Origin of the sequence: Sorangium sp. So ce185 (genome assembly GCF_051526825.1) — a bacterium.
In the GTDB taxonomy this organism is placed as follows: domain Bacteria; phylum Myxococcota_A; class Polyangia; order Polyangiales; family Polyangiaceae; genus Sorangium; species Sorangium cellulosum_D.
Window position 1 is genome coordinate 4,959,868 of the sequence record NZ_CP150316.1, and the last position, 17,047, is coordinate 4,976,914.

Below are 17,047 nucleotides of genomic sequence, written 5' to 3' on the forward strand. Positions count from 1 at the left end.
GCTCGATTCCCGGCGTCTCCGGGCGTGGTTGAGGGCGATGTCGAGGGGAAAGCGCGGCGGGCGGCGCCTCAGGCCTGCTGGCCCGCCGGCTTCGCGTCGTCGGCGATCGCCGGCTCGTGGCGCCGCGCCCACGGCGCCGGCTTACCCGAGAAGAGGCAGAGCAGGTAATAGCAGAACGCGAGTGAGACCGCGGTGAGCGCCGTGTACTTGTCGTCGTTATAGTAGAACGTGATCCAGATGAACTGGCTGAGGGCGGCCAGGCCGAACAGGGGCACCTCGATCTGCCGTTTCAGCCGGGTGAGCGGCGCGCTCAGGATCATGAACGAATAGTAATAACAGGTGAGCTGCGAGAGCAGAATGACGAAGATCTGCGCCAGGCACTGGGCGACCCACAGCGAGCGGATCCGCCGGCACACGTAGACGAAGCCCGCGAAGCTGGCGGCGATGATCCCGTAGGCGACCCACCGGTATCTCGCGTAGCGCTCGTTGCGCATCCGCTTCCAGACCTCGAACGGATCGACGAGCTTCGTGTCCTTCGTGTACTTCATCCGACCGGACTCGACGCCGGTCCCGGGCTTGTGGCCGACGAGCACGCGGAGGCCCATGTGGTTCGTCAGCGGCGTCTGGTCGTGCACCTTGAGGGTGTGCTCGTAGAACTGCTTGTACGAGTCCTTGCCGGAGACCTTCATGCTCACCGGGATGAGCACGGCCGCGGCGAGGACGCCGCCGATCAGGACCTGCACGTGCGACCGGGCCATCCGTTTGTGGCGGACGAGGTAAATCCCGGCGACGGTCAGCCAGCCGATCACGGGCAGGCCCGGGAAGATGCGCAGGAGGCCGGCGTAGACCATGCTCGCGCCCGCGAGCTTGTAGTAGCGCTTGCGGATGAGGCAGGCCGAGAGGACGAGGTAGAAGAGCCAGTCCTGCCGGAGGAACGCGCCGCCGGTCCAGTAGAACGGCGCCGACGACTGGCAGCCCCAGAAGATCGCCGCGACGGCGAAGACCCGCCACCCGAAGGCCCAGTAGAGGGCGGCGAACATGCCGAGCAGGTAGAAAATATCGAAGCTGGCGAGGAACTGGAGGTAGCGGGTGCTGGCCGGCTGCAGGTCCGCCCAGAATTTGCCCATGATCGTCCAGACCGGCGGCGGGTTGTAGCCGTGGTCCTTCTGCATGTCCTCCCAGTAGCCCTTGTCGGACGCCGTCCGGAAGAACTGCACGTCGGCCTTGAACGCCTCCCAGCGCTCCGGCGAGAAGTGCGCCTTGCAGATCTCGGGTTTTTCGAGCACCTCGCTCGCCGGCATGAGGAGGTTGTCGCCGCCGAGGTTCCGGATCTTCTTGTCCGGGTGGCGGACCTCCTTGGACATGTCGAGCTTGACGCTCCGCCCGGTGTCCTCGTTCGTGTACGTGACGAGCCCGAGCTCGTCCTGCGCGATCAGCGCGCACTTGTAGAGGCCGTCGTACCCCATCTCGGGGAAGTACTTGGCCCCCATGTAGTAATGGAACTGATCCCAGCGGTGGTAGTACTTGGGATAGCCGAAGCGGAAGCCGTTGAAGTAGGCGACGATGGCGGCGACCCCCAGCGCCACGCCGACGAACCGCTTCCAGCGCTCCGCGACCGGCCGGCGCATCCCCTCGCGCTGCGTCTCGTAGAAGACGCAGAACGCGGCGCCCATCGCGATGAGCACCTTCGCGAGGTCCACCGCGCGGGCGTGCTCGTCGACGTACCGCTGCAGGCCATAGAAGAACAGCGCGACGCCGGCGGCGACCGTGCCGTACCGCGCGAGCAAGCGAAGGCGCGGCGGGGCGAAGGAGTTGAGCGCGTACGCGGCGCCGAAGTAGGCGCAGAACGCGGCGACGATCTCGATGATTTCTTGGGACGTGAGCTTCATGGCCTGCGGTTCGGGATCGGGATCGAGGTGACGTGGGGGCGCGCCGGCGGGCCTCTGCGCCGGCCTGCCGCGGCAGCGCGCCCGGCGGCGAGCGCTGCTGCCGCCGCCCCGACCCGCCGCAGCGGGCCGGAGCCCGTCGGCCGGGGCGATGCCGTAGGTGCGGAACGCACCCCGTCCCGGACGGGCTCCACGGGGGAGGCGGGCGCCACCTTAGCCGAAATCCAAGGAGTGTGGCGTTCTCGTTGTGGGGACCGTGGACGCGGCGGAAAGCGCAGGAAACCGACGGGAAGCATGGGAAGCGCGAGAAGCTTGGGAGGCGAACGGAAGCGAACGGAAGCGAACGGAAGCGAACGGAAGCGAACGGAAGCGAACGGAAGACGGCGGAAGAGATCGGAAGCGACGGAAGGCGACGGAAGGCTGCGGAAGACGACGGAAGGCAACGGGAGAGAACGGAAGTGCCGAGCACACCCACGGGCCGCGTGTGACCTGGGCGGAGCCTTGTCGGTTCGACATGCTGCGCAATTGAGCGGGCTTCCTCCGCCGAGCGGAGCTCGTGTATCGTCTCCCTTCGTGTCGAACGACAGTTTCTCTTCCGCTTCTTCGGGGGGCTCCGAGCGCGAGGGGGCTCGTGGCCCGTACGGCTTCCTCGTCCGGGTCGACGGCGCGCCGCCGCTCTGGTGCCGGGAGGTGCGGGGCTTCCACCGCGCCGCCGTGGCCGCGGCCGATCCCGAGGCGATGCCCCCCGCGCAGCTCGTGCTCGTCGGCCTCGACGACGCGACGCGCGCGTGGCTCGCGGCGTGGGCCGAGGACAGCGAGCGCGTGCGGCGCACGATGACGATCCGCAGGCTGCTCGACGACCGGGAAGCCACCGCGGTCGTCACGCTGGCGTCCTACGGCTACGGCGTCGAGACGGCGCTCGCCGTCGAGTCGGTCGTGGTGCCGGCGGGCGAGGGGCCGGCGGCCATCCTGCGCAGCGGCGTGCACACGAAGGAAGAGATCGACGCGATGCTCGCGGTCCTCGCCACGGCGCTGCCCGAGGCCGAGGAGCCGAGCTGGTTCGTGCACGTGTAGCCGGCGCGCGCAAGGGCCGACGAGCGCCGGCGCGGCTCCGGCGGAGCTCGCCGCGCCCGGTTCCGCCGCGGCCGTGCTCGCCGCTGTTCCGCTCCGCGGACACGCTCCGTCGGAGGTGCTCGCGTCCTCGGGCTCGGGCGCGCCGCGCATGCCGCCGAGCGCGCCTCGTGCCGTCGGGCCGCTTCGAGCGCGGCCCTGCGTGCGCGCGGGAGGGCTGGGCTGCGTGCGCGCGCGGGAGGGCTGGGCTGCGCTCGCGCGAGGGCTGCGCTCGCGGGACGGCTGCGCGCGTGCGGGAGGGAAGGCGGGAATGCGCGGGAATGCATGGAAGCGAGTTGCTTTCGATGTTTCGGTGCGTGAGGCCCTTGCTCGCCTGAACAGCGGTGATAGGCTGGTCCTCGGTCTCGGACGGAGCATCAGCTCCAGGATGGTCCTGCCGTGGAGCACCACGGTGCCGAGGTCGACACCAGATCGGCGGGCTCTCCGCTGATCCGCAATCGAACACCCTTGCCATGCCGGACGATCTCCTTCGATCCGGCGCGGGGTGCCGGCACGCCGGAGGAGGGATGGACACCATGCACAGTACCAGTGGCTCTTCTATACCGGAGGCTGGGAACAGCTGACCCTCGTGGAGCGTGACGCAGGGTCATCGGGGCCTTGCGAGACGCCTCCGCGCTCGGCCAGGTCCGGCGCCTAACAACCTGTTGACTGCCATCGCGACCTCCGCGAGGCCGGCAGAGAGGGAATCGAGGAAGACTCAGGTCTTCCGGGAACGATTCTCACCGGTGCTCCGGGGTCGATCGCTCGTCGCGATGGGGCAGGGGAGGCGCCGCACAGGCGGGATCAAGCGGGGTCCAGATGGCCTCCGGTAGAGGCCCACGGGACGGGTCGGGTGCAAGCGAAGCACCCGACCCGTTTTTTCTTTCCATTGCCCGCGAATTCGCCCGCGAGCGCCTTTTTTGCCTGCGCCGCGCCCGTCTGGTACGCGGCGGCGATGCGGATGCTGCTGCTCGCGTCGCTCTTGTCGGTGATGCCTGGGCTCCCGGCGTGCGTCGAGGCCTTCGGGGACCAGGCCGCGTCTGGTCCGGGGACCGCGCTCGGCACGTTCCACGTGGTCGGGACGCAGACGGGGAACACGTGCGGGGAAGGGGCGCTCGGGGCGACGCGCCTGTGGGAGTTCGATGTCGAGCTCGCGCGCGGCGACGGCGCGCTGTTCTGGGACAACGGCGCCAGCGTCATCGAGGGCGTCCTCGGCGAGGACCAGGTGAGCTTCTCGATCGAGGGGCGCGTGGTCGTGGACATGCGCGCCGGCGACGGGCCGCCAGGGCCGCCGTGCTCCGTCGAGCGGCGCGACCGGGCGCACGGGGAGCTCGGCGACGCGGGCGACGATGTCGCGCGGTTCAAGGCGAGGCTGTCCTATACGTTCGCGCCCACGGCGGGATCGCGCTGCGAGGATCTCGTGGCCGGCGAGCTCAGCGTCGCGCCGGCGTTCGCGGCGCTGCCGTGCGGGATGGACTACGAGCTCTCCGCAAAGAGGAGCGGGCCCCCGCTCGAGTGAGCGGGGGTGGGCGTGGACCTCGGGGCGCGCGCCGCGGTAGGGTGCCGCGAGCGTGATGCACGTCATTCATCATCTGGGCGGGCGCGGGGGGCAGCGCTGCATCGTGGTCCACGGCGGCGCGGGCAACGTCGCCCCCGAGCGGCGGCCGCTGCACGCGGCGGGGTGTCTGCGCGCCGCGCGCGAGGGGGCGCGCGCGCTGGCCGAGGGCGGGAGCGCGCTCGACGCGGTCGAGCGCGCGGTGCGCGTCCTCGAGGACGATCCGCTCTTCAACGCGGGCACGGGGGCGGTCCTCAACGAGGAGGGCCATGTCGAGCTCGACGCGTCGATCATGGAGGGCCGCGGTCTGCGCGCCGGCGCGGTCTGCGCGCTGTCGGATTTCGCCGAGCCGATCGCGATCGCGCGCGCGGCGCTGGAGGACGGCCGGCACGTGCTCTACGCCGCGCACGGCGCCGCGAAGTTCGCGCGGATGAAGGGGTTCACGCCCGTGGGCGAGGCGGCGCTCATCACCGAGGCCGCGCGGGAGGCGCTCGCCGCGGCCCGGCAGGGCGCGGGCCGCGCGACCTCCTGGGCGGGGAGCACGGTCGGCGCGGTCGCGCGGGACGCGAGCGGGCTCACCGCCGCGGCGACGAGCACCGGCGGCACGGCGAACAAGCGGGTCGGGCGGGTCGGAGACTCGCCGCTCATCGGGGCCGGGACGTACGCCGACGACGAGGCCGGCGCCGTGTCGACGACCGGCTACGGCGAGGGGATGATCCGGCTGGCGACCGCGCACTCCGCCGTGGAGCGGATGCGCGCTGGCAGCGGCGCCGCCGACGCGGCGAGGGAGATCATCGCGCACCTGGCAGCGCGGCTCGACGTGACCGGGGGCGTCATCGCCGTCGACCGGAACGGGCGGTTCGGGCTGGCGCGCTCGACGGCGACGATGTCGTGGGCGGCGGCTGGGGACTGGGGGGAGGAGAGCGGTGTGTGAGGTGGCTCGATGAAGGCCTGCTGCGATGCGCGCCCGAGCAAGCGCGTTCAGGGCAGCGGAGCGTCGGCCATCTGCGCGGCGGGGAACGCGACGGCCGTGCTCCCGCACGTAGCCAGCGCTGCCGCGAAGATCTAGTCTGCCGGCCCCATGATCCCTGCCGGTCCCTTGCCCATCCTACCGCTCTCCTCGCCGCCGGAGCTGATCTGGCGCGTCCCCGGCTCGAAGAGCATCACGAACCGCGCGCTCGTGCTGGCGGCGCTGGCCGACGGCGAGAGCACGCTCGAAGGGGTGCTCCACAGCGACGACACGCGCCACATGCGGTCCGCCCTGGAAGCGATGGGGATCGGGATCCAGGACGCCGGGCCGCAGACGCTGGTCGTGCAGGGGGGGCGGCACCGGCTGCGCGCGCCGGAGCGCGAGCTGTTCGTCGGGAACAGCGGGACCACGGTGCGCTTCCTGGCGGCGCTCGCGTGCCTCGTGCCCGGCGAGGTGGTGCTGGTCGGCGACGAGCACATGGCCAAGCGGCCGATCGCCGATCTGGTCGACGGCCTGAGGCAGCTCGGCGCGGACGTGGAGTGCGCGACCGGGTGCCCGCCGCTCCGGATCCGGGGCGGCCGGCTGAAGGGCGGCACCCTGACGATGCGCGGGGACCGCTCCAGCCAGTACTTCTCGGCGGTGATGATGGCCGGGCCCTTCGCCGAGTCCGCCATCGATCTGCGCATCGCCGGCGAGCTGGTGAGCCGCCCCTACGTCGAGATCACGCGCCGCATGGTCGCGGATTTCGGCGGCCTCATCGACGAGGCCGCGGGCGCTTTCACCATCCATCCCGCGAGCGGATACCGCCCGCGGAGGTACCCGATCGAGCCCGACGCGTCGTCCGCGAGCTACCCGTTCGCGCTCGCCGCGGCCGCGGGCGGCGCCATCACCGTGCCCAGCCTGGGCGAGGGGGCGCTGCAAGGGGATTACCGGTTCATCGAGCTCCTGGAGCAGGCCGGCGCGCGCGTGAGCAAGCAGGCGGACGCCACCACGGTGCGCAGCGACGGGCGCCTGCGCGGCATCGAAGTCGACATGCACCACATCTCGGACACCGTGATGACCCTGGCGGCGATCGCGCCGCTCTTCGAAGGGCCGACGACGATCCGGAACGTGGCGAACATCCGGATCAAGGAGACGGACCGCCTCGCCGCGACGGTCGCGGAGCTCCGCCGCCTGGGGCAGGAGGTGAGCCACGGCGACGACTGGCTCCGCATCGAGCCGCGCCCGCTGATCCCCGCCCTGGTGCACAGCTACAGCGACCACCGCATGGCGATGAGCTTCGCGATCCTGGGGCTGTGCCGGCCCGGGATCACGATCGAGAACCCGGCCTGCGTCGCGAAGACGTACCCGACGTTCTGGGAGGACGTCGAGCGGTGCCGCGCCGCGATCGGCGGCGCTGCGCCGCGGGGGTGACCGCGGGCGGCGGCGATCTGGCGGCTCGTCCTGCCGCCGCGGTCTTCGACCTCCTCGTCCTACTGGCACTCGTTCAGGTGGCACCGGCCGCTGCAGCACTGGGTGTCGAGCGTGCACGCCGTCAGGCGGTCCTGGCAGCAGCGTCCGGAGATGCAGCTCATCGGGGCGGGGCAGTCGAAGCCGCCGTCGCAGGGCCCGCCCGGCGCGACCACGCAGGAGCCGCCCTTGCACTCGAAGCCGTCGCAGCAGTCCGCCCCCTCGTCGCACGCGCCGCTGCGCGAGCAGCAGCGCCCGCTGGCCCCGCACTCGAGGCCGTAGCAGCACGGGCGCGCGGCATCGCAGGCCGTCTGCGCGCCGCCGCAGCACTGGCCGAGGTAACAGGCCCCGTCGCAGCACTCGTCGCCGAACACGCAGCTCGTCCCGATGGCCCCGCAAGCGCCGCAGCCGGTCTCCCGGTGGCACACGAGCCCCGAGCAGCAGTCGTCCTTGTCAGAGCAGTCCTTGCCCTCGGCGGCGCAGCACGCCTCGTCCGCGCAGACGCCGCCGCAGCAATCGCTGGCCACCGCGCAGACGTGCCCCGAGCGGAAGCACGCGTCCGGCTCGCACGTCCCGTTCCGGCAGGCCCAGCCGTCGCAGCAGTCCTCGGCGCGCTGGCAGGCGCCGCCCGTCTGGCGGCAGCCGCAGGTGCCGTCGAAGCAGCCGCCGGTGCAGCAGTCGTCGGGGCGCGCGCAGCTCTCCCCGGGGGCCTTGCAGGCGCAGCGCTCGTCGACGCAGTCGAGCGCGCCGCAGCAGTCGCCGGCCGCGCTGCAGGCAAAGCCGACGTCGGCGCAGGCGCGGCAGCTGCCCTCCGCGCACTCGAGCCCGGCGCAGCAGGGCGCCTCGTCGGAGCACCCTTGCTCCCGCTCGCGGCAGGCCTGGACGCACGTGGCGGAGTTGCAGACGAGGCCGTTGCAGCAGGCCGTCCCGTCGCCGCAGCTCTCTCCCCGGGCCGCGCAGCTCGAGCTGCAGGTGCCGAACGACGAGCTCCCGTCGCTCGACGGCAAGCAGGTCAGGCCCTCGCAGCAGGCGCCGTCGTCGCTGCACGCCTCGTCGGCGCGGTTGCAGCGCGGCTCGCCGCAGCGGCCCCCCTCGCACGCGAGCCCGTCGCAGCAGTCGCCGTCGCGGGCGCACGCGGCGCCCGCCGCGCGACACCCCGGCCGGCAAGAGCCGGACTCGCAGCGCGCACCCGAGCAGCAGGCGGCGTCCGTGTGGCAGGCCATGCCGACGGGCGCGCACGCGCAGCTGCCCGCGATGCAACCGAACGAGCAGCAGTCGCCGTGCTCGCTGCAGGTGTCTCCCTGGAGCCCGCAGTCCGGGGCCGGCTCCCACCCCGCGCTGCACCCGAGGGGCCCCCACGCCACCGCCGCGAGGCCCGCGCAGAGCAGCGCGCCGACCCACCCGAGCGCGAAGCCATCCGCGCCTCGCCTCACCATTGGTACCCTCCCATGATGGCCATCTCGTAGGCCGTATCCGAGTTTTCCTGTCCGGAGAAGAGGACCCCGAACGGCTGACCGCGGAGCACCCAGCCCGAGGCGAAGCGGTACTCGAGGTGCCCTGACAGCCGCCCGATCACCGCGCTCGCGTGCGTCCATTCGCCGGGCCGGAACGGCATATCGGGCATCTTCACCCATGCGAACGAGGGCCCCATCCCGAGCCCGCCGCCGGCCGCGAGGCGGCCCTGATCGGTGGAGAAGATCGCGGCGTCGATCTCGGCGGTCGCGAGGAGCGCGAGCTCGTGGATCTCCAGATCTCCTTCTGGCAACAGCCCGCCGGCTGGCGCCAGCCCGCCGAGGTCCGCCATGGATACCGAGTCGTAGGAGTACATCGACGCGAGGTAGCCGCGCAGCGCGATGACGTTCGTCAACGGCAGCTGCCAGCCGACGTCGAGGCGGACCCCGAGCACCGCGGCGCGGATCCAGGCCAAGCCTGCGAGCGCGCGCGGCCCGCTCGTGGCGGGGAGCTTCGGCGCGGACAGGATGGCCGGCGCCACCTCTGCCGGCGGCGGGCCGTTCGTGCCGCCGGGGGCGGGGACGGAGTGCGCGCCGTGCATGGGCGCCACGGGCTGCGCGCGGGCCGCCGCCGGCCATAGCGACAGCGCCGCGAGCGCGAGCGCGCCCAGCGGAGCGGAGAAACGTGCGGAGGACAGAGGCGTCGTGAAGGTCATCCCGAGCGGCGCGGCACCCTAGTCGAAAGAGGAATCGAATGGAGCGATGCGCAGGATTCCGGCGGGCCTCGCAATGGATCGAGCCGAGCGGAGCTTTCGAGGAGCGGCTTGAGGCCGGGTAGTGGTCAACTTTGCCCCGGGAGAGTCCACATGAAGGCGGGAAGGCGGGAAGATCATTAATGTTTTCTTCCCGCCTTCCCGCCTTCATGTTCAAATTTGGCCACTACCCGAGCCCGGCCGCGGAATGACCGGAGTGTGGGAGGACGATCGACGAATGGATGGCGGATGGTTGACGGATGGATACGGATCATTCCGTCTTCCGTCTTCCGTGCTCGTCCTTCGTGCGCGTGCGCGATTCCACGGCGTCAGCGCGCACGCGCACGCGCACGCAGAGGCCAGACGCAGACGGCAGACGGCAGACGGGAGAGGGGAGACGGCAGACGGGAGACGCGAGACGGCAGACGGGAGAGGGGAGACGGGAGGCGGACGCCAGCAGCTCTCCTCACCCCCGTGCTCGACCCTCACCCTCCCGCGCCAGCCTGCCCCGGCGGCGCCGGCTCCTTCTGAAACATCCCCGCGAGGATCCGCTCCGCCGCGTCGGCCAGGATGTCCCGCGAGAGCCGGGTCTCCTCGCCGAAGAACCGCGTGGCCACCCCGGCGTCGAGCGCGTGCGTCGCGAGGAGCGCGAATGCCTCCGCCTCGTCGAACGTCGCCTCGGCGGTCAGCACGCGCTTGCCCGGCCGGAGATCCTCCTGGTCGAAGCGGCCCTGCCAGGTCTCGCCCAGCGTGATCGAGAAGTACTGCGCGGCCACGTTCCCCGGGCGCGCCATGTGCGAGACCGCGACGACCGCCCGGAGCCGATCGCGCTCGTCGGCGGTCATGTCCCGCTTCCAGGCCTCGACCGTGGCGTGCATCGTCTCGATCTGGTCGCGCGCCGCGTCCTCGGCGTTGAGCAGGACGTCCTGCGTCTGCGCGCGGGTGAAGGCGGACAGCGCCTCGGGCGCGACGCCGCCCGCCGCGCTCGCCTCGTCGAGGAGCGCGAGCGACGCGCCCAGGATCCGGCGCTGGCGGGCGAGCTGCTCCGGGGTGAAGCCGCGACCGTCGAGGTCGGCCGCGGCCGCGGCGATGCGCTGCCGGAGCTCGGCCAGCCGGCCGCGCGCCTCGCCGTCGAGCGCGCCGCGCCGGCCCGAGAGCAGCGCGTGGACGGCGAGCGGAGCGTGCGCGACGACCTTGAGCTCGTGGTAACGCCGGGTGCGCGCGGGGCCCTCGAACCGCCGGCCGCCGCGCCGCAGGATGAGGCTGTCGTCGATCTGGGCGATGATCGGCTCGATGCTGGCGAGGACCGCCTCCCGGCGCGCGGCGTACGCGTCGAGGAAGGCCTGGTTGAGGGCGCCGAGCGGATCGGCGGGCGCCAGCGCGGCGCTCGCCTCCCGCGGCGCCCCGGCGGAGGACGCGCGCTCGACCATGGGCGCGAGCTCCATAGCACGCGCGCCCGGGCCCGCGTCAGGGGCGCGGCCGCGCGTTCGCGTCGAGCCAGTCGAGCGCCTCATCCATCACCCGCTCGGCCTCCGGCATCTCCCCGTGGCGCGCGCCGGGCATCTCCCGATAGACCGCCGGGATCTTCGCCGCCATGAGGCCGCCCGCGCCCTCCTTCATGCGGTACTTCGCGTCGTGCTCGCCGCTGATCATCACCGCCCCCCGGAGGTCCCGGAGGCGCGCCGCGGCGGGCGTCGTGGGCGCGCCGATCAGCACGAGCCGCGAGTACCGCTCCGGCCAGCGCTCCGCGAGCCGCTCCGCGATGTACGCCCCCTGCGAGTAACCGATGACCACGAGATCCTCGGCCTCGCCGCCGCACGCCGCCAGCGCGCTCCGGATGCGCCGGTCCTGCTCCTCGGGGTTGGGCGAGTACTTGCTGAACGGCCCGCCGCCGCAGGGCACGTCGCCCTGGAGCCCGAGCACCCCGCCGTGCTCGCGCGCCGCCCCCTGCATGGCCTGCACATAGCCGAGCCCGTGCCCGCACATGCCGTGGAGGAACACCATCCGCGGGCACGCGCCGCCGCGCCCGGTGACCACGAACGCCGGCAGATCGCCGGGCACGGCCATCTCGGTCGCCACGAGCGGCGGATCCGCCACCTCCGGCGCGGCCACCACCGCCGGCTCCACCGGGCGCTCCTCCGCGAGCGCACGTTCCTCCTTGCCACACCCCGCCGCAAGCACGGCGAGGCTCAACCCTGCTAGAGCTACAGCGGAAATTTTCATAAATCTGGCGTGGTGCCAGGGCCGGCCGACCGCAAGCGGTCCACCGCGGAGCCGTTGACGTGTCTGTTGAAACGGAATAATCATCCGTTTTAATGGATGAGTCTGGCTGGCCCGGAGGCCACGAGCGTGGCGCCTCGCGGCGGCGCCGCCGGGCTCGCCGGCAGCCCCCGGAGCGCCGCCGCGTCGAGGCTGGGATTCTCCTCGCGGGCCGCGAGCGCGACTTCAGCGACCGACGGGACAGGAAGGAGCACGACCGATGAGCAACCGCGCCCTGGAGCATTTTGGCGAGCGATACGGCGGCGAGGGGGCGGCGCCCCGCTTCGCGCTGTGGAACGAGGTGATCGAGAGCCTGCTCGGGCACCGCTCGGTGCGCCGTTATCTTCCGAAGCCGCTCCCGGAGGGCACGCTCGAGCTCCTCGTGGCGGCCGCGCAGTCGGCGCCGAGCTCCTCGAACCTCCAGCTCTGGAGCGTGCTCTCGGTGCAGGACGCCGAGCGGCGGCGGCGCCTCGCGGAGCTCGCCGGCGGCCAGGCGCACGTGCGCGACTGCGGGCTGTTCCTGGTCTGGCTCGCCGATCTGCGGCGGCTCGGCGATCTCGCCGAGCACCGCGGCGTGGGCCACGAAGGGCTCGACTACCTCGAGATGTTCGTGATGGCCGTGGTCGACGCGGCGCTCGCCGCCCAGAACGCGCTCGTCGCGGCCGAGTCGATCGGCCTCGGAACGGTCTACATCGGCGCGCTGCGGAACCAGCCGGAGGCGGTCGCGGCCGAGCTCGGGCTGCCCGACCAGGTGTTCGCGACCTTCGGCCTGTGCGTCGGCTGGCCCGACCCGGCGGCCCCGGCGAGCATCAAGCCGCGGCTCCCGCAGGAGGTCGTCCTGCACCACGAGCAGTACGGCGCGTTCGAGCGAAAGGTCGGCGCCATCGACGGCTACGACAAGCTCATGGAGCGCTTCTACGCCAGGGAGCGCATGGGCGTGCAGGGCAGCTGGAGCCGCCACTCGGCCGCGCGCGTCGCGTCGGCCCAGGCGCTGCGCGGGCGCGACCGGCTGCGCGCGGCCCTCTCCGCGATGGGGTTCCGGCTGCAGTAGCCCGGGCGTCGGCCATCGCGCGCTCGCACGCGGCCACGCCGGTGCGCGAGGAGCAGCACCCGAGCAGCAGGTCCTGGTGCGCCGCCAGCAACGGGAGGGCGCCGCCCGCGAGATCGCAGCGGAAAAACGGGCCATGGCATGTCGGCTGCAATCCAAAGAGAACGGCCGAGCCTCCGCGAGAGCGGTGGGCCGGGCGCTCGGCCGAGCGATGGGCCGGGCGTTCGGCAGAGCGCTCGGCAGAGCAGCGGATCTGAGCAAGGGAGTCGTCCAATCATGAGCGAGGTACGGGAGCCAGAGGGAGAGGTCGGGCGCGTCCTCGACGGGAGCGACACGCTGGCGCTGGAGGCCGACGTCCTGGTGCTGGGCGGCGGGCCCGCCGGGACGTGGGCGGCGCTCGCCGCGGCGGCGCAGGGCGCGCGCGTGGTGCTCGCGGACAAGGGCTATTGCGGCAGCAGCGGCGCCACCGCGCCGTCCGGGGTCGGCGTGTGGTACGTGCCCCCGACCCCCGAGGCGCGCGAGGCCGCCAAGGCCAGCCGGGAAGGGCTCGGCGGCTACCTCGCCGACCGGGGCTGGATGGACCGCGTGCTCGACCGGACGTGGTCCAGCGTGAACGACCTCGCGACCCGGGGATATCCGTTTCCGGTCGACGACGGCGGGCAGCCCGTCCGCCGCAGCCTGCAAGGGCCCGAGTACATGCGGCTCATGCGCAAGCAGGTGAAGCTCGCGGGCGTCCGCATCCTCGATCACAGCCCCGCGCTCGAGCTCCTGGTCGACGCGGACGGCGTGGTCGCCGGCGCGGCCGGCGTCTGCCGGCAGCTCGGGCAGCGCTGGGTGGTGAAGGCCGGGGCCGTGGTCATCGCCACCGGCGGCTGCGCGTTCCTCAGCAAGGCCCTCGGCACCAACGTGCTCACGGGCGACGGCGGCCTCATGGCCGCCGAGACGGGCGCCGAGATGTCGGGGATGGAGTTCTCGAACGCCTACGCCATCGCCCCGGCCTTCGCGTCGGTCACGAAGACCCTCTTCTACAACTGGGCGACCTTCTATTACGAGGACGGGCGCGTCATCGAGGGCGCCGGCTCGCAGCGCGGCCGCTCCGTGATCGCGGAGACCCTGCTCACGCAGCCGGTCTACGCCCAGCTCGACAAGGCCGACGAGGCGCTGGAGGCCTGGATGCGCAAGGCCCAGCCGAACTTCTTCCTGCCCTTCGACCGCGCCGGCATCGACCCGTTCCGGCAGCGGTTCCCCGTCACGCTGCGGCTCGAGGGCACCGTGCGCGGCACCGGCGGCATCCGCATCACGAGCCACAGCTGCGCCACGTCGACGCCGGGGCTCTACGCCGCCGGGGACGCCGCCACGCGAGAGCTCATCTGCGGCGGCTTCACGGGCGGCGGCAGCCACAACGCCGCGTGGGCCATCTCGTCGGGGCAGTGGGCCGGCGAGGGCGCCGCCGCGTTCGCGCGCAGCCTCGGCGCCCGCGCCGGCCAGCGGGCCGCCCGGGGGGCCGGCGGCGCGGCGCTCCCGGCGGCGGGCGGGACGCGGCAGCTCGACGCGGAGGCGGTGATCCGGTCGGTGCAGGACGAGGTGTTCCCGTACGACAAGAACCTGTTCCGCACCGAGCGGGGGCTCGCGGTCTCGCTCGACCGGCTCGACGCGCTCTGGCGCGACGTGCGGCAGGCCCGGCCGGGGGCGGAGGTGCGCGAGGTCGTGCGGGCGCGCGAGGGCGCGGCGATGGTGGCCACGGCGCGCTGGATGTTCAACGCGGCGCGCGCGCGCACCGAGACGCGCGGGATGCACAAGCACAAGGACCACCCGGGGCTCGATCCGGCGCAGCAGCGGCGGCTGATCACCGGCGGGCTCGATCGCGTGTGGGTGCGCCCCGAGTCGCCGCCGACGGCATCGGTCAGCCCGGCCCCGGCGGAGGCGCACGCGCCATGATCGAGCTCGTCAGCGATGCCCGGTGCATCGGGTGCGATCTCTGCGTCGAGGTCTGCCCCACCAACGTGTTCGATCGCGTCCCGGGCGGCGCGCCGGTGATCGCCCGGCAGCGCGACTGCCAGACGTGCTTCATGTGTGAGGCCTATTGCCCGGTGGACGCGCTCTACGTGGCGCCGGAGGCCGAGCGGCCGGTCCAGGTCGACGAGGAGCAGCTCTCGGCGTCCGGGCTCCTCGGCAGCTACCGGGCCGCGGTCGGGTGGGGGAGCCGGCGCAAGCCGGGCGCCGAGGTCGACCAGACGTTCCGCGTCCTCGAGGCCGCGCGCCGGGGCTGAGGCCGCGCCGCCGCGAGCCCTCCTGCCGCGAGAGCGCTTCGCCGGCTGGATCGGCGGCCCCGCCGGCCTCGAACGACCGCGCCCGCCCTGGGTGTATTCAAAATTCCAGTCCATCGACAAAACGCACGGCCGGCGCGCTCCAGGTGACTGGTTCTGCGCGGATGTCGCAACCTAGGCGAGCGATCCGATCACCGTCCGCTCACGGTCCGGGAGGCGAGCCGCCGACCGGCGGAGGAGCGGCAACGCGAGGTACGCTTATGAGGCGCCCTGTTCTCTCGATCTGTTTCTCGCTCGCTTCTGGGCTCGTGGCCTGCGGTTCAGGCGAAACCGGCGCTGGCGGGGACGGCGGCGGCGACCCCGGCACGGGCGGCGCCAACGCGGCCGGCACGGCCTCCGGCGGCGGCACGACCGGCACGGCCTCCGGCGGCGACGCGACCGGTACGGGCTCCGGCGGCGGTCCTGCGTCGGGCAGCGGCGGCGCGGGCGCCGGCACCGGCACGGGCGGCGGCGGGGGCGCGCCGGCGCCGACCGGGTTCGCGCAGATGGAGGACCTCGACCGCGGCGTCGTGGCCATTCCCACGGACGGCGGGATCTACGTGGGCTTTCGCCTGTTCGGCTACGACCCCGACGACATCGCCTTCAACGTCTACCGCGACGGCACCAAGGTCAACGACGCGCCGATCGCGGACTCCACGAACTTCGTGGACCGCGGCGGCTCCCCGAGCTCGGTCTACACGGTGCGTCCGGTCGTCGGCGGCGTCGAGCAAGGCGAGTCGGAGGCTGCGCCCGTGTGGAAGGATGGATCCCTGTCCATCCCGACGACGCCGCCGCCGGCCGGGGACGGCTACACGTACTCGAGCGGCGACGGCAGCGTGGGAGATCTGGACGGCGACGGGCGATACGAGATCGTCGTCAAGTGGGATCCGTCGAACCTCCAGGACAACTCGAAGGCTGGCCGCACCGGCAAGACCTACCTGGACGCGTACACGCTCGAAGGCAAGCGGCTGTGGCGGATCGATCTCGGCGTGAACATCCGGGCCGGGGCGCACTATTCGCCGTTCCTCGTCTACGATCTCGACGGCGACGGGAAGGCGGAGGTGGCGGTCAAGACCGCGCCGGGGACGCGCGACGGCCGGGGCGAGCCGCTCAGCCTGGGGCCCGCGGCCGCCGACGACGATTCGAAGGATTACCGCAACAACGACGGGTACATCCTCACCGGCCCGGAGTATCTCACCGTCTTCTCCGGAGAGACCGGCGCCGAGCTCGCGACGACGGAGTTCAAGGTGGGGCGCGGCGACGTGTGCAGCTGGGGCAACAACGAGTGTTACGGCAACCGGGTCGACCGCTTCGTGGGCACGATCGCGTTCCTCGACGACACCGGCCGGCCGAGCGCGGTGTTCGGCCGGGGCTACTACGCGCGCACCACGCTGTCGGCGTGGAACTACCGCGACGGCGCGCTCACGAACCTCTGGACGTTCGACTCCAGCTCGAGCCGCGAAAACGGGGCGTACGGCGGCAAGGGCGCCCATTCCATCAGCGTGGCGAACGTGGACGACGATCCGCAGCAGGAGATCATCAACGGCGGCGCGACGTTCGACAACGACGGCAAGGGCCTGTGCACGGTGGACTACTACGCTCACGGCGACGCGCTGCACGTGACGGATCACATCCCGTCGCGCCCCGGCCTCGAGGTGTTCATGCCGTACGAGGGCGGGGAGTCGCCCGCGTACGCGATGCGCGACGCCCGCACGTGCGAGGTGATCTGGAAGGGGCCGGGCAACGGCGGCGAGGAGGGCCCGGGCCGGGGCGTGGCGGCGGACATCGATCCGCGGAGCCCCGGGAGCGAGGCGTGGGTCAACAACAGCCAGCTCTTGCGCGGCTCGGACGGAGGCGCCGCCGGGAACCGCCCCTCGTCGTCCAACTTCCTCATCTGGTGGGACGCGGATCTCAGCCGGGAGCTCCTCGACAGCAACAAAGTCCAGCAGTACGACGGCGAGGGCGAGGGCTTCACGGCGAACGGGTGCGCCGCGAACAACGGCACGAAGAGCAGCCCGACGCTCAGCGCCGACATCCTGGGCGACTGGCGCGAGGAGGTGATCTTCCGCTGCGGCGACTCGATTCGCATCTTCACGACGAACCAGGTCGCGAAGAACCGGATCCACACGCTGATGCACGATCCGCAGTACCGCGTGGCCATCTCGTGGCAAAACGGCGCCTACAACCAGCCGCCTCACCCGAGCTTCCACATCGGCGAGGGGATGGCCCCGGTGCCGAAGCCGGACATCCACGTCCGCTGA

General features: G+C 72.5%; 13 protein-coding genes. 8 read left to right on the forward strand and 5 right to left on the reverse strand.

The annotated features are described in order from the left end of the window. Positions 1 to 68: 68 nt before the first annotated feature. A complete protein-coding gene (locus WMF26_RS18235; RefSeq protein WP_437947402.1) occupies positions 69 to 1,889 on the reverse strand; it encodes a hypothetical protein in 1,821 nt (606 codons plus the stop codon). A gap of 570 nt (positions 1,890 to 2,459) precedes the next feature. Between WMF26_RS18235 and WMF26_RS18240 the strand changes: the two genes are divergently transcribed. The 4 genes from WMF26_RS18240 to aroA all read left to right on the forward strand — a co-directional run bounded on the left by WMF26_RS18240 (position 2,460) and on the right by aroA (position 6,934). Beyond that, positions 2,460 to 2,960, forward strand: a complete 501-nt coding sequence (locus tag WMF26_RS18240) for a hypothetical protein (RefSeq protein WP_061626733.1) — start codon at positions 2,460 to 2,462, stop codon at positions 2,958 to 2,960. 991 nt (positions 2,961 to 3,951) lie between these two features. Beyond that, positions 3,952 to 4,515: a hypothetical protein gene (locus WMF26_RS18245; RefSeq protein WP_437338275.1), complete on the forward strand. Its 564-nt coding sequence runs from the start codon at positions 3,952 to 3,954 to the stop codon at positions 4,513 to 4,515. A 55-nt stretch (positions 4,516 to 4,570) separates the two neighbouring features. Further along, entirely contained in the window at positions 4,571 to 5,485 is a 915-nt protein-coding gene (locus WMF26_RS18250; RefSeq protein WP_061626732.1) for an isoaspartyl peptidase/L-asparaginase, read from the forward strand. Between the two features lie 165 nt (positions 5,486 to 5,650). Then, complete coding sequence (aroA, locus tag WMF26_RS18255) at positions 5,651 to 6,934, forward strand: 3-phosphoshikimate 1-carboxyvinyltransferase (protein WP_438001350.1); 1,284 nt, start codon at positions 5,651 to 5,653, stop codon at positions 6,932 to 6,934. 59 nt (positions 6,935 to 6,993) lie between these two features. Here aroA and WMF26_RS18260 read toward each other — a convergent pair whose 3' ends face one another. The 4 genes from WMF26_RS18260 to WMF26_RS18275 form a co-directional block, all read right to left on the reverse strand. Then, complete coding sequence (locus WMF26_RS18260) at positions 6,994 to 8,406, reverse strand: hypothetical protein (protein WP_438001351.1); 1,413 nt, start codon at positions 8,404 to 8,406, stop codon at positions 6,994 to 6,996. Beyond that, positions 8,400 to 9,137, reverse strand: coding sequence for a hypothetical protein (locus tag WMF26_RS18265; protein ID WP_438001352.1), 738 nt, complete (start codon positions 9,135 to 9,137; stop codon positions 8,400 to 8,402). The genes WMF26_RS18260 and WMF26_RS18265 overlap by 7 nt, the downstream gene beginning before the upstream one ends. A 521-nt stretch (positions 9,138 to 9,658) precedes the next feature. After that, complete coding sequence (locus tag WMF26_RS18270; protein ID WP_438001353.1) at positions 9,659 to 10,603, reverse strand: hypothetical protein; 945 nt, start codon at positions 10,601 to 10,603, stop codon at positions 9,659 to 9,661. 37 nt (positions 10,604 to 10,640) lie between these two features. Continuing rightward, positions 10,641 to 11,300: an alpha/beta hydrolase gene (locus WMF26_RS18275; protein WP_438001354.1), complete on the reverse strand. Its 660-nt coding sequence runs from the start codon at positions 11,298 to 11,300 to the stop codon at positions 10,641 to 10,643. 352 nt (positions 11,301 to 11,652) lie between these two features. Between WMF26_RS18275 and WMF26_RS18280 the strand changes: the two genes are divergently transcribed. From WMF26_RS18280 to WMF26_RS18295, 4 genes are all read left to right on the forward strand, one after another. Continuing rightward, positions 11,653 to 12,483: an NADPH-dependent oxidoreductase gene (locus tag WMF26_RS18280; protein WP_438001355.1), complete on the forward strand. Its 831-nt coding sequence runs from the start codon at positions 11,653 to 11,655 to the stop codon at positions 12,481 to 12,483. A gap of 273 nt (positions 12,484 to 12,756) precedes the next feature. Next, positions 12,757 to 14,418, forward strand: a complete 1,662-nt coding sequence (locus WMF26_RS18285; protein WP_437947416.1) for an FAD-binding protein — start codon at positions 12,757 to 12,759, stop codon at positions 14,416 to 14,418. Further along, positions 14,415 to 14,750 (forward strand): 4Fe-4S binding protein, encoded by a 336-nt coding sequence (locus WMF26_RS18290; protein WP_437320568.1) that lies wholly within the window; start codon positions 14,415 to 14,417, stop codon positions 14,748 to 14,750. The genes WMF26_RS18285 and WMF26_RS18290 overlap by 4 nt, the downstream gene beginning before the upstream one ends. Before the next feature lie 257 nt (positions 14,751 to 15,007). Further along, on the forward strand, positions 15,008 to 17,047 hold the full coding sequence (locus tag WMF26_RS18295; protein ID WP_438001356.1) for a rhamnogalacturonan lyase: 2,040 nt from the start codon (positions 15,008 to 15,010) through the stop codon (positions 17,045 to 17,047).

Coding starts and splice junctions, on each gene's coding strand:
- WMF26_RS18235 (WP_437947402.1), bottom strand. CDS start 1,889: ATGAAGCTCACGTCCCAAGAAATCATCGAGATCGTCGCCGCGTTCTGC.
- WMF26_RS18245 (WP_437338275.1), top strand. CDS start 3,952: ATGCGGATGCTGCTGCTCGCGTCGCTCTTGTCGGTGATGCCTGGGCTC.
- WMF26_RS18250 (WP_061626732.1), top strand. CDS start 4,571: ATGCACGTCATTCATCATCTGGGCGGGCGCGGGGGGCAGCGCTGCATC.
- WMF26_RS18260 (WP_438001351.1), bottom strand. CDS start 8,406: ATGGTGAGGCGAGGCGCGGATGGCTTCGCGCTCGGGTGGGTCGGCGCG.
- WMF26_RS18265 (WP_438001352.1), bottom strand. CDS start 9,137: ATGACCTTCACGACGCCTCTGTCCTCCGCACGTTTCTCCGCTCCGCTG.
- WMF26_RS18270 (WP_438001353.1), bottom strand. CDS start 10,603: ATGGTCGAGCGCGCGTCCTCCGCCGGGGCGCCGCGGGAGGCGAGCGCC.
- WMF26_RS18280 (WP_438001355.1), top strand. CDS start 11,653: ATGAGCAACCGCGCCCTGGAGCATTTTGGCGAGCGATACGGCGGCGAG.
- WMF26_RS18285 (WP_437947416.1), top strand. CDS start 12,757: ATGAGCGAGGTACGGGAGCCAGAGGGAGAGGTCGGGCGCGTCCTCGAC.
- WMF26_RS18290 (WP_437320568.1), top strand. CDS start 14,415: ATGATCGAGCTCGTCAGCGATGCCCGGTGCATCGGGTGCGATCTCTGC.
- WMF26_RS18295 (WP_438001356.1), top strand. CDS start 15,008: ATGAGGCGCCCTGTTCTCTCGATCTGTTTCTCGCTCGCTTCTGGGCTC.